1 protein-coding gene is annotated in these 14,233 nt (G+C 58.2%); it reads right to left on the bottom strand.

Going from position 1 to position 14,233, the window contains the following annotated elements:
• Positions 1 to 150 precede the first annotated feature (150 nt).
• On the bottom strand, positions 151 to 14,100 hold the full coding sequence (locus HBO19_RS20950) for a retention module-containing protein (protein ID WP_170058214.1): 13,950 nt from the start codon (positions 14,098 to 14,100) through the stop codon (positions 151 to 153).
• Between the last annotated feature and the right edge of the window lie 133 nt (positions 14,101 to 14,233).

Genomic DNA, 14,233 nt, shown 5'->3' with positions numbered 1-14,233 from the left:
TCATGAGGAGAACTGACGACAGCCTGTCAGCAGCATAGGCCAACGGAGCGCGATTGGGCGTGAGTATGCCGTGCAATCGTTGCCCCATGCCAGCGAACGGTGGCCGCAAATGAATCGGCCGCCTCAAGAGGCGGCCGGGTCATTGGTTCATTAGGTGTGATCGACCTTGATGGTCGGGTCAGCACCACTGATCAACGAATTGATCGTCTGCCCGGACCAGTTGTTACCTTCCAGCTTGATCGTCACATCCGCGTTGGCCAGGCCGCCGGCAGCGTTGAGCTTGCCTTCGGAACTGATCTGCAGCGTGGTCACGTTATCCACCGTGGTCAACTTCAGGAAGTTGTCGATGGTGCTGTCGGTTTCACCCTTGAGCAGGTCGCGCAGGTCGATACGGTCGCCTTCCGAGGCCTTGAAGTCCTTGATCACGTCGTTGCCGACGTCACCGGATCTCCAGACGAAGGTATCGGCACCGGTACCGCCGATCAGGATGTCATTGCCCTGGCCGCCGATCAGCGTGTCGTTACCCGTGCCGCCCAGCAGGATGTCGTTGCCCTTGCCCCCGTCCAGGTAGTCGTTGCCGCCCTGGCCGAACAGGATGTCATCACCCGAGCCACCCAGCAGGGTGTCATTACCGTCCTTGGCACCCGAGGTGTTGAACTCGTTGTAGTGCTCGGTGATGTACTTGTGCACATCCTGGCCGGTGACGGCAGCAACCGCCACGCCGTTTTTCCCTGCCACGTAGGACTGGATAGCGTTGTAGCCCTCGCCGGTAATGCCCGGGAAGCTCACCAGGTCGCCAAACAGGATGTCGTTGCCGTCACCCCCATCGACACGGTCGGCACCCGGCAGGGTGGCTTCGCTGCTACCGAGGATGGCGTTGGCCAGATCCTTGGGATCGATGTTGGCTTGTGGCTTGTTATCGCTGTCGTACGGTTTCAACTGATCCAGGCTGACGCCACTGTTGAGGCCGATGGCTTCGACACCGCCGGTGGACAGGCCCTTGAGCAGTGCAAATGCGCTATTGGAGTTGGTGGTGGTGGCGGTGTCGGTATAGTTGCCATAACCGTCGCGCACCGACAGCTCAAAAGTGCCATCCCCTTGGGCGTGGATGACTCCCGGGTTGTACTGCGACCAGCCCCCGTTGTTGATCCAGAGCGTCATTTTCCCGACAGCATCAATATCAATCAGGTGAGTCGAGTCGATAGTGATCCTGGTGGCGGTGCCTAAGGTGTAGTTGTTCATGTTGACGACATCATCCAGCTTGACGTTGCCGTACAAGGTCGGGTTGCCCTGCTCGCTGCGTTGGTAAAACGTCGGCTGGCCATCGGTGATGAAGTACGTTGTGTTGATTGCGCCAGTATTACTGGTCGCCTTGGCACTGTTGAAGAAGTTGGATGCGGCCTTGAACACGTCTTCGTAGTTGGTCCCGCCTTCAGACACCATCGAGTCCAGGACTTTCTGCAGGGCAGCCAGGGCGCCTGGGTCTTTCAGGTTGACCGTAACGGTCTGGTTGACTTGGGAATCGAAGTCGGCAAGGAAGATGTTCACGGTGCCAGAGGTGCTGGAGCCGATACTGTTTTTCAGTGAGTTGAACACGGTGGTCAGCGAGGCTTTCGCCGCCGCCACCGAGTCGTCGCCCATACTGCCCGACGTATCGATCATGAACGCGATGTTGTAGTTCTTGCCCTGGACCACGTTCAGGCCCGAAACGTCCGCCACAATGATGTCGTTGCCACTGGTACCGCTGACGTTGTCATCGCCCGAAGTCGCCGTGCTCCCGCTGTAGGTTGCCGGGTACACCTTGACCGGCAGATTAGCCACGGTTTGGGCCGAGCCGCCGAGGCTTTCGGTGGAGGTCGAGGTCACGGTCAAGTTGTACTGGCCGCTGGTGTAAGGCAGTGGCTTGAGGCTCAGGTTGTTGAGGTTCCAACCGGTGACGTCCACCTCGGTATGGCCCTGGGTCGCGGTGAAGGTATGCCCGGCACCATCGCTGAGCACTGCGCCCACCGGAATGCTGCCAATCTTCACGCTCAGGGTTTCCGAACCGTCGGTATCGGTCAGGCCGGTGGTGACCTTGGTCAGTTTGACCGTGCCGTTTTCCAGCCCTTCATTGAGCTTGTACGCGTCGTAGTAGCCCTGGCCGTTGGTGCCGTGCAGGTCGGATACCTGCGCGCCGGCGCTGATCAGGTCGTTGATGCCGGTGTAGATCGGCATCGTGGTGTTGCTCAGGTTGGTTGCGGTGCCACCGTTGACCGACAGCTTGAGATCAAAGCTGCCCGGACCTGATTGGTTGGCATGGTAGATATCAATGCTGTAGTAGCCGTTGCTGGTCGGGGTGAACGTACCGTTGAACTGGCCGGAGTTGGAGCCCCAGGTACCGCTGGCCACATCTTTGCCGCCGATATTGACCAGGATGCTGTCATCGCCGTAGCCGCTGAAGGTGTACGACTTGCCGGCTTCCAGGTAGATCAGGCCGGAGGTCTTCGAGCCGGCACCGCCAGGCACATCTGCAGTAGGTAGGACGGTGGTCGAAACCGTCGTGCTGGTTGGCGTGCCGGCGTTATCGATGGCGTTTTTCAACACGGTCGGCGAGGCGCCGTTGCCGTTGGTGCCCAGGTTCGCAATGCTGTTCCAGCTCTGCTTGGTCAGGCCGACCGACGCAATGTTGTTATCGGCAACGCTCAAGGTCGGCGCATCTGCAACCGGGGTGATGTCGACTTTCACGGTGGTGCTGGTGCCCAGGTCCTTGCCATCGGTTGGCTGGAACTTGAACTGTGCGTAGTCCGCCTGCTTGTTGCCCACACCCGTGCCGCCGTAGCCGTCGGCTCCGGATTCGTTGGCGTTTGGCGTGAAGCGCAACTGGCCGCCGTCGATCTGCGCCTTGGTGAAGGTCTGGCCGGCGGTCACGTTGGTCCAGGTCGTGCCGTCCGCTGCGAGGTACTGCAGCTTGCCGGCCACCGGCAGTTCGGTGATTTTCACCCCGAGGCTGGCCTGCGGGGAATCCACATCGGTGACCCCAAAGTTGGCCCAGGTCAGCTTCAGCGGCGTGTCTTCGGTACCGGTGACGGCACTACCAGTGGCAACCGGTGCGTCGTTGACCGCCACTACGTTGACCGTGGTAGTCGCCACGTTCGAGTAGTTGCCGCCATCGGTCACGGTCACGGTGATGGCCCGTGGCGTGGTGCTTGGGTCTTCGCTGCTGTTGCTGAACGTGATGTTCTTGATCTGCAACATGTAGTCAGCCAGCGACGCCGTACCGGTGAGGGTCAGGGTGATCTTGCCGGTGACAGGGTCCGTGACCGGGGTCACGGTAATGCCAGGGACGCTGGTGTAGCTCAACGAATCGTTCGGCTGAGTATTGGTCAGCACCACCGTGGCGCCCGTCAACTGGGTGCTGTCCGGGTCGGTGATGCGGATGTCGGTGTCAGCAATCGACACGCCAGTGCCGCCTTCGGTGAACGTGGTCTTGAAGTCGTTACCGGTGGCGCCGCTGGAGTTGTTGGCGTCCAGGTCGATGGCCGGTGGTGCATCGTTGTCGATGATCGACGTTTCGATTTTACCGTTGGTGGTGCTGATAGCCAGGTTCTCGAAATTGCCGCCGGAGGTCCCGGAGATACTGATCTCGAACTTCTCCGTAGGCTCGGTCAGCTTGTCGTCGATGGTCTTGATATCGAACGTCGCGCTGCTTTGGCCGGCCGGAATCTTCACGGTGTACACGCCGTTGAAGTCCGAACCGTCCTGGGCCACGCCTTTATACGAGAGCGTCACCGTGACTTCGGTGGCTGCCGGCTGGGTCAGGTTCAGCGTGTAGTGAGCGGTCTGGCCTTCGGTAACCGAGGTATCGCCCGCGATGGTGATCACGGTGTCGTTCGTCACGTCCGTTACCTTGGTAACCACTGGCGTGCCGACCGGGATCAGGTTTTCATACTTGTCGCCACCGCTGACCACACTAGTGATCTTGGCGGAAATGTCCTTGGCGCCGATGTAGAAATCATTCGGCGCGGTGAAGTTGGCAGTGCTGCTGGTCTTGCCATTACCGATGGTAATGATCAAGTTGTTGTCCAGCTTGATCACCAGGTCGGAACCCACGTTGGTCACGGCCACGCCGTTCTTGTCTACCAAACTTGCGGTGTAGACGATCTGGCCGCCCTCGGCGACGCTGGTGGTGGCTGTCAGCACAACCTTCACATCGTCGATCGTGTCGTTGATCTGCGTCGTTGCGCCATCGCCTGCAACTACGAGTTTTTCGAAGTTGCCACCGTCGGTACCGGTGATCTTGACGGTCTGGGTGCTCTTGTCGATGAACACGTCATCGCCTGGAGCGTCCACTGTCACGGTGCCGACGGTTTCGCCGGCCTTGATGGTGATGGTTTGCTTGTTGTCGAGGGTCAAGGTGACGTCAGTGTCAGCCTTGTTGCTCAAGGTGGCGGTGTAGGTGATCTTGCCGCCTTCGTTGACGGCGCTTGGCGCGGTCAGGGTGACGGTGGTGGTGTTATCGGTGCCTGGGGTATCAGTGACAGTCGTGGTGACCTTGTCGGTATTTGGAACCAGGTTTTCGAAGTGCGCGCCACCGGTGACTTCCTTGATGCCGGTAGTAACGGTTTGGTCGCCTTTGTAGACGTCGTCCGGCGCTACAACCGAAACGGTACCGCTCGACTTGTCCACACCGATGGTGATGACCTGGTTGTTATCCAGAGTCACAGTCACAGGGCTGGTGATGTTGGTTACCGGCGCACCGTTCTTATCCACCAAGGTGGCGGTGTAGACGATCTGGCCGCCTTCACCGACAGTTTTGGTCGCGGTCAGGATCACATCGACTTTGTCGATGGTGTCGTTGATCTGCGTCGTTGCACCGTTGCCCGCAACCACGAGTTTTTCGAAGTTGCCGCCGTCAGTGCCGGTGATCTTGACGGTCTGGGTGCTCTTATCGATGAACACGTCATCGCCTGGAGCGTCCACTGTCACGGTGCCGACGGTTTCGCCAGCCTTGATGGTGATGGTTTGCTTGTTATCGAGCGTCAGGGTGACGTCGGTATCCGCTTTATTAGAAAGCGTGGCGGTGTAGGTGATCTTGCCACCCTCACTCACTTCCGATGGAGCAGTCAGCGTCACAGTCGTGGTGTTATCAGTGCCCGGTGTGTCGGTCACGACGGTGGTGACTTTATCGGTACCTGGAACCAGATTTTCAAAGTGCTCGCCACCGGCGACTTCTTTAATGCCGGTAGTAACGGTTTGGTCGCCTTTGTAGACGTCGTCCGGCGCTACAACCGAAACGGTACCGCTCGACTTGTCCACACCGATGGTGATGACCTGGTTGTTATCCAGGGTGATGGTCAGTGGACCTGTGGTGTTAGTGACGGGTGCGCCGTTTTTATCCACAAGGGTGGCGGTGTAGACGATCTGGCCGCCTTCACCGACAGTTTTGGTCGCGGTCAGCACCACATCGACCTTGTCGATGGTGTCGTTGATGGTGGTAGTCGCGCCATCGCCTGCAACCACGAGTTTCTCGAAGTTGCCACCATCAGTCCCGGTGATCTGGACGGTCTGGGTGCTCTTGTCGATGAACACGTCATCGCCTGGGGCATCCACTGTCACGGTGCCGACGGTTTCACCGGCCTTGATGGTGATGGTTTGTTTGTTGTCGAGGGTCAGGGTGACGTCAGTGTCAGCCTTGTTGCTCAAGGTAGCTGTGTAGGTGATCTTGCCGCCTTCGTTGACGGCGCTTGGCGCGGTCAGGGTGACGGTGGTGGTGTTATCGGTGCCCGGTGTGTCGGTCACGATGGTGGTGACTTTATCGGTACCTGGAACCAGGTTCTCGAAGTGCGCGCCACCGGTGACTTCTTTAATGCCGGTAGTGACAGTCTGGTCGCCTTTGTAGACGTCGTCCGGAGCCACAACCGAGACAGTACCGCTCGACTTGTCCACACCGATGGTGATGACCTGGTTGTTATCCAGGGTGATGGTCAGCGGACCAGTGGTGTTAGTGACGGGTGCGCCGTTTTTATCCACAAGGGTGGCGGTGTAGACGATCTGGCCGCCTTCACCCACGGTTTTGGTCGCGGTCAGCACCACATCAACCTTGTCGATGGTGTCGTTGATGGTGGTAGTCGCGCCATCGCCCGCAACCACGAGTTTTTCGAAGTTGCCGCCGTCGGTACCGGTGATCTTGACGGTCTGGGTGCTCTTGTCGATGAACACGTCATCGCCTGGAGCATCCACCGTCACGGTGCCGACGGTTTCGCCAGCCTTGATGGTGATGGTTTGCTTGTTATCGAGCGTCAGGGTGACGTCGGTATCTGCTTTATTAGAAAGCGTGGCGGTGTAGGTGATCTTGCCACCCTCACTCACTTCCGACGGAGCAGTCAGCGTCACAGTCGTGGTGTTATCGGTACCTGGGGTATCAGTGACAGTCGTGGTGACCTTGTCAGTGCCCGGAACCAGATTTTCAAAATGATCGCCACCGGCGACTTCTTTAATGCCGGTAGTAACGGTTTGATCACCTTTGTACACGTCGTCCGGCGCTACAACCGAAACAGTCCCGCTCGACTTGTCCACACCGATGGTGATGACCTGGTTGTTATCCAGGGTGATGGTCAGCGGACCAGTGGTGTTAGTGACGGGGGCGCCGTTTTTATCCACAAGGGTGGCGGTGTAGACGATCTGGCCGCCTTCGCCCACAGTTTTGGTTGCAGTCAGCACCACATCGACCTTGTCGATAGTGTCGTTGATGGTGGTAGTAGCGCCATCGCCTGCAACCACGAGTTTCTCGAAGTTGCCACCATCAGTCCCGGTGATCTGGACGGTCTGGGTGCTCTTGTCGATAAACACGTCATCGCCTGGAGCGTCCACTGTCACGGTGCCGACGGTTTCACCGGCCTTGATGGTGATGGTTTGTTTGTTGTCGAGGGTCAAGGTGACGTCAGTGTCAGCCTTGTTGCTCAAGGTGGCGGTGTAGGTGATTTTTCCACCTTCACTCACTTCCGAAGGAGCAGTCAGGGTCACAGTTGTAGTGTTATCGGTGCCCGGTGTATCCGTCACGACGGTGGTGACTTTATCGGTACCTGGAACCAGGTTCTCGAAGTGCGCGCCACCGGTGACTTCTTTAATGCCGGTAGTGACAGTCTGGTCGCCTTTGTAGACGTCGTCCGGAGCCACAACCGAGACAGTACCGCTCGACTTGTCCACACCGATGGTGATGACCTGGTTGTTATCCAGGGTGATGGTCAGCGGACCAGTGGTGTTAGTGACGGGTGCGCCGTTTTTATCCACAAGGGTGGCGGTGTAGACGATCTGGCCGCCTTCACCCACGGTTTTGGTCGCGGTCAGCACCACATCGACCTTGTCGATGGTGTCGTTGATGGTGGTAGTCGCGCCATCGCCCGCAACCACGAGCTTCTCGAAGTTGCCACCGTCAGTCCCGGTGATCTGGACGGTTTGGGTGCTCTTGTCGATGAACACGTCATCGCCTGGGGCATCCACTGTCACGGTGCCGACAGTTTCGCCGGCCTTGATGGTGATGGTTTGTTTGTTGTCGAGGGTCAGGGTGACGTCGGTATCCGCTTTATTAGAAAGCGTGGCGGTGTAGGTGATTTTTCCACCTTCACTCACTTCCGAAGGAGCAGTCAGGGTCACAGTTGTAGTGTTATCGGTGCCCGGTGTATCCGTCACGACGGTGGTGACTTTATCAGTGCCCGGAACCAGGTTCTCGAAGTGCGCGCCACCGGCGACTTCTTTAATGCCGGTAGTAACGGTTTGGTCGCCTTTGTACACGTCGTCCGGAGCCACAACCGAGACAGTACCGCTCGACTTGTCCACACCGATGGTGATGACCTGGTTGTTATCCAGGGTGATTGTCAGCGGACCAGTGGTGTTAGTGACGGGGGCGCCGTTTTTATCCACAAGGGTGGCGGTGTAGACGATCTGGCCGCCTTCACCCACGGTTTTGGTCGCGGTCAGCACCACATCGACCTTGTCGATAGTGTCGTTGATGGTGGTAGTCGCGCCATCGCCCGCAACCACGAGTTTCTCGAAGTTGCCACCGTCAGTCCCGGTGATCTGGACGGTCTGGGTGCTCTTGTCGATGAACACGTCATCGCCTGGGGCATCCACTGTCACAGTACCGACGGTTTCGCCGGCCTTGATGGTGATGGTTTGTTTGTTATCGAGTGTCAGGGTGACGTCGGTATCCGCTTTATTAGAAAGCGTAGCGGTGTAGGTGATTTTTCCACCCTCACTCACTTCCGACGGAGCTGTCAGGGTCACAGTTGTAGTGTTATCGGTGCCCGGTGTGTCGGTCACGACGGTGGTGACTTTATCGGTACCTGGAACCAGATTTTCAAAGTGCTCGCCACCGGCGACTTCTTTAATGCCGGTAGTAACGGTTTGATCGCCTTTGTAGACGTCGTCCGGAGCCACAACCGAAACAGTCCCGCTCGACTGGTTCACGCCAATGGTGATGACCTGGTTGTTATCCAGAGTCACAGTCACAGGGCTGGTGATGTTAGTCACCGGCGCGCCGTTCTTATCCACCAAGGTCGCGGTGTAGACGATCTCGCCGCCTTCACCCACGGTTTTGGTTGCGGTCAGAACCACATCGACCTTGTCGATGGTGTCGTTGATGGTGGTAGTAGCGCCATCGCCTGCAACCACGAGTTTCTCGAAGTTGCCGCCGTCAGTGCCGGTGATCTGGACGGTCTGGGTGCTCTTGTCGATGAACACGTCATCGCCTGGAGCGTCCACCGTCACAGTACCGACAGTTTCACCGGCTTTGATGGTGATGGTTTGCTTGTTATCGAGCGTCAGGGTGACGTCGGTATCCGCTTTATTAGAAAGCGTGGCGGTGTAGGTGATTTTTCCACCCTCACTCACTTCCGAAGGAGCCGTCAGCGTCACTGTCGTGGTGTTATCGGTACCTGGGGTATCAGTCACGACGGTGGTGACTTTATCGGTACCTGGAACCAGATTTTCAAAGTGCTCGCCACCGGCGACTTCTTTAATGCCGGTAGTAACGGTTTGATCGCCTTTGTACACGTCATCTGGAGCTACAACCGAAACAGTACCGCTCGACTGGTTCACGCCAATGGTGATGACCTGGTTGTTATCCAGAGTCACAGTCACAGGGCTGGTGATGTTGGTTACCGGCGCGCCGTTCTTATCTACCAAGGTCGCGGTGTAGACGATCTCGCCGCCTTCACCCACGGTTTTGGTCGCGGTCAGCACCACATCGACCTTGTCGATGGTGTCGTTGATGGTGGTAGTCGCGCCGTTGCCTGCAACGACAAGCTTCTCGAAGTTGCCACCGTCGGTGCCGGTGATCTGGACGGTCTGGGTGCTCTTATCGATGAACACGTCATCGCCTGGAGCGTCCACCGTCACAGTACCGACGGTTTCGCCAGCCTTGATGGTGATGGTTTGTTTGTTATCGAGCGTCAGGGTGACGTCGGTATCCGCTTTATTAGAAAGCGTGGCGGTGTAAGTGATCTTGCCGCCTTCACTCACTTCCGACGGAGCAGTCAGCGTCACTGTCGTGGTGTTATCGGTACCTGGGGTATCAGTAACAGTCGTGGTGACCTTGTCAGTCCCCGGGACCAGATTTTCAAAGTGCTCGCCACCGGCGACTTCTTTAATGCCGGTAGTAACGGTTTGATCACCTTTGTACACGTCATCTGGAGCCACAACCGAAACGGTACCGCTCGACTGGTTCACACCAATGGTGATGACCTGGTTGTTATCCAGAGTCACAGTCACAGGGCTGGTGATGTTAGTCACCGGCGCGCCGTTCTTATCCACCAAGGTAGCGGTGTAAACAATCTCGCCGCCTTCACCCACGGTTTTGGTCGCAGTCAGCACCACATCGACCTTGTCGATGGTGTCGTTGATGGTGGTAGTCGCGCCATCGCCTGCAACCACGAGTTTCTCGAAGTTGCCACCGTCGGTGCCGGTGATCTGGACGGTCTGGGTGCTCTTGTCGATGAACACGTCATCGCCTGGGGCATCCACTGTCACGGTGCCGACAGTTTCGCCGGCCTTGATGGTGATGGTTTGTTTGTTATCGAGGGTCAAGGTGACGTCAGTGTCAGCCTTGTTGCTCAAGGTGGCGGTGTAGGTGATCTTGCCGCCTTCGTTGACGGCGCTAGGCGCGGTCAGGGTGACGGTCGTGGTGTTATCAGTGCCCGGTGTGTCGGTCACGACGGTGGTGACTTTATCGGTACCTGGAACCAGATTTTCAAAGTGCTCGCCACCGGCGACTTCTTTAATGCCGGTAGTAACGGTTTGATCACCTTTGTACACGTCATCTGGAGCCACAACCGAAACGGTACCGCTCGACTGGTTCACACCAATGGTGATGACCTGGTTGTTATCCAGAGTCACAGTCACAGGGCTGGTGATGTTAGTCACCGGCGCGCCGTTCTTATCCACCAAGGTAGCGGTGTAAACAATCTCGCCGCCTTCACCCACGGTTTTGGTCGCGGTCAGCACCACATCGACCTTGTCGATGGTGTCGTTGATGGTGGTAGTCGCGCCATCGCCTGCAACCACGAGTTTCTCGAAGTTGCCGCCGTCAGTGCCGGTGATCTGGACTGTTTGGGTGCTCTTATCGATGAACACGTCATCGCCTGGAGCGTCCACCGTCACAGTACCGACGGTTTCGCCAGCCTTGATGGTGATGGTTTGTTTGTTATCGAGGGTCAGGGTGACGTCGGTATCCGCTTTATTAGAAAGCGTGGCGGTGTAGGTGATTTTTCCACCCTCACTCACTTCCGAAGGAGCCGTCAGCGTCACTGTCGTGGTGTTATCGGTACCTGGGGTATCAGTCACGACGGTGGTGACTTTATCGGTACCTGGAACCAGATTTTCAAAGTGCTCGCCACCGGCGACTTCTTTAATGCCGGTAGTAACGGTTTGATCGCCTTTGTACACGTCATCTGGAGCCACAACCGAGACAGTCCCGCTCGACTGGTTCACACCGATGGTGATGACCTGGTTGTTATCCAGAGTCACAGTCACAGGGCTGGTGATGTTGGTTACCGGCGCGCCGTTCTTATCCACCAAGGTAGCGGTGTAAACAATCTCGCCGCCTTCACCCACGGTTTTGGTCGCGGTCAGCACCACATCGACCTTGTCGATGGTGTCGTTGATGGTGGTAGTAGCGCCATCGCCTGCAACCACGAGTTTCTCGAAGTTGCCACCGTCAGTGCCGGTGATCTGGACTGTTTGGGTGCTCTTATCGATGAACACGTCATCGCCTGGAGCATCCACTGTCACGGTGCCGACGGTTTCACCGGCCTTGATGGTGATGGTTTGTTTGTTATCGAGGGTCAAGGTGACGTCAGTGTCAGCCTTGTTGCTCAAGGTGGCGGTGTAGGTGATTTTTCCACCTTCACTCACTTCCGACGGCGCCGTCAGGGTCACTGTCGTGGTGTTATCGGTACCTGGGGTATCAGTAACAGTCGTGGTGACCTTGTCAGTCCCCGGAACCAGGTTCTCGAAGTGCTCGCCACCGGCGACTTCTTTAATGCCGGTAGTGACAGTCTGGTCGCCTTTGTAGACGTCGTCCGGAGCCACAACCGAAACGGTACCGCTCGACTGGTTCACGCCAATGGTGATGACCTGGTTGTTATCCAGAGTCACAGTCACAGGGCTGGTGATGTTAGTCACCGGCGCGCCGTTTTTATCCACCAAGGTCGCGGTATAGACGATCTCGCCGCCTTCACCCACAGTTTTGGTCGCGGTCAGCACCACATCGACCTTGTCGATGGTGTCGTTGATCTGCGTTGTCGCCCCACCCGGTGCGATATCAAGCTTCTCGAAACCGCCACCCACGACGTCCGGATTGATCGTGACGTTGATCGGGCCTGCATCTTTGAATACGTCGTCGCTCGGTGCCTTGGACGTCACCTGGCCGGTCGTCTCGCCCTTGGCGATAGTGATGACGTCACCATTGCTCAAGGTCAGGGTCAGGTCGCTGCCGGCCTTGTTGCTCAAGGTCGCGGTGTAGGTGATGTTGCCACCTTCGTCGGCCTCGCCTGGCGCAGTCAGGGTGACGGTGGTGGTGTCGGTGGTGCCGGGTGTGTCGGTCACGGTGGTGTTGACCGGCGTGGTGCCAGGCACCAGGTTCTCGAAATGCGCGCCGCCGGTCACATTGGTGATAGCGGTGGTGACGGTCTGGTTGCCCTCATACACATCGTTTGGCGCAACAGTGCTGGCAGTGCCCGCGGATTGGCCGACGCCAATGGTGATGGTCTGGCCATTGTCCAGCGTCACGGTCAACGGATTGGTGGTGTTGGTGACCGGGTTACCTGCCTTGTCCACCAGCGATGCGGTGTAGACGATCTGGCCGCCTTCGCCCACGGTGGTTGTGGCGGTCAGGACCACATCGACCTTGTCGATGGTGTCGTTGACGGTGGTGGTCGCGCCATCGCCTGCCACTTCCAGTTTTTCGAAGTTACCGCCATTAGTCTCGACGATCTTTACCGTTTGCGTGCTTTTGTCGACAAACACATCATCGCCCGGAGCATCGACGGTGACGGAGCCAACGGTTTCACCTGCCTTGATGACGATGGTCGAACCGTTGTCCAGCTTCAGGGTAACGTCGGTGTCCGCTTTATTGGACAGCGTGGCGATGTAGGTGATCTGGCCGCCTTCGCTGACATCGCCAGGCGCAGTCAGCGTCACCGTGGTGGTGTCGACCGAATCGGTGATGGTGGTGACGGCTGGCGTGGTGTTGGGCACCAGGTTTTCAAAGTTGCCACCGGTTGTGCCGGTGATGGTCGTCGTGACGGTGCTGCCGTTGACGTAGACGTCGTTCGCCGGGGTGTCGACCACCACGGTACCCACGGACTCGCCGGCCTTGATGGTGATCACCGAACCGTTGGACAAGGTCACGGTCACCGGGGTTTGCGCCGGGTTGGTCAGCGTCGCGGTGTAGGTGATCTGGCCGCCTTCGGTGACCGTGTTGGTCGCGGTCAGGGTTACGCCGGTGTCGTCGACCGAGTCGGTAATCGTCGTGACGGCTGGTGTGGTGTTGGGCACCAGGTTTTCGAAGTTGCCACCGGTTGCCCCGGTAATGGTGGTGCTGACCGTACTGCCATTGGTGTAGACATCGTTGGCCGGCGTGTCGACCACCACCGTACCGGTGGACTTACCCGCCTCGATGGTGATGACCGAGCCGTTGCTCAAGGTAATGGTGACAGGCGTCTGCGCCGGGTTGGTCAGCGTCGCGGTGTAGGTGATCTGACCGCCTTCGGTCACCGTTTCGCCTGCTGTCAGGGTCACGGTGGTGGTGTCGATGGTGTCGGTGATCTGGGTAACTGCCGGCGTCGGGTCGACGGTCACGATCAGGTTGTTACCGCCAGTGGTGCCGGTGACGGTGACGCTGATCTGGCCTGGATCGATGTAAGGGCTGTCGTTGGGCGCCAGGGGCACATTCACGGAGCCAGTCACCTGGCCGGCCGGGATGGTGATCACCGCGCCGTTGGACAGGGTGACGGTCAGGTTGCTGGTAGACGGCTGGGTCACCGTGGCGGTGTAGGTCAGCACGCCGCCGGCTTCGGTGATGGTCGGGGTGGCGCTCAGCGACAGGGTCGACGGCAAAGGTGCTGCCGTGAGGGGATCGGTCGGCTGCCCGCCGAGTTCGTTGGTCAACGCATTGGTACCGAACCCCAGGCCTGCCGTCGGGAAACCAATGGACGGATCAACCGAGCCAGCCGTCTCATTGAGCATCACAAAGCTGTGGCCGCCACCGGCAGCGCCCGTGCCAGAAGCTGTCGCGCCTGCGGCAGTGGCTTCCAGGTCGGTGGTCGGGTCAGCGCCGGCGGCAATGGCCTGCTGCAGTTCGGCAACCGAAGGCGCGGCCTGTGCGGTGGCTTGGCTCAGGTCGGTGCTGGAGTCGGGCGCGTTGGCGCTCCACTGGGTATCACGGCCCAGGTCCAGGGTGCGGCCATCGGCCAGCTCCAGGCTGACGGCGCCCGACATGCCGGTGTCTATCTGGTCGCCGGCGAACAGGCGATCACCCTCAACAAGCACCCGACGGGCGCCTTCCGGAGAAATGACGAAAACTTGGCCAACAATGCTTTTGACGATTGCAACAACACTGCTCATTGAAGATTTCTCCGGCGATCCATTCTGTGGGTGTTCCTGTGGCTGAGACCCTATGGGATTCATCAACCTGGGAAGTGCGTAGTTTATAAAACGGGTGACGTCAAATAATTGGCTATATTTTTTGGCGATTTAC

It is taken from the genome of Pseudomonas sp. WS 5021 (assembly GCF_012985535.1).
GTDB lineage: Bacteria > Pseudomonadota > Gammaproteobacteria > Pseudomonadales > Pseudomonadaceae > Aquipseudomonas.
The sequence above is the reverse complement of the archived record's forward strand: the minus strand, read 5'-3'. Positions and strand labels throughout refer to the sequence as shown.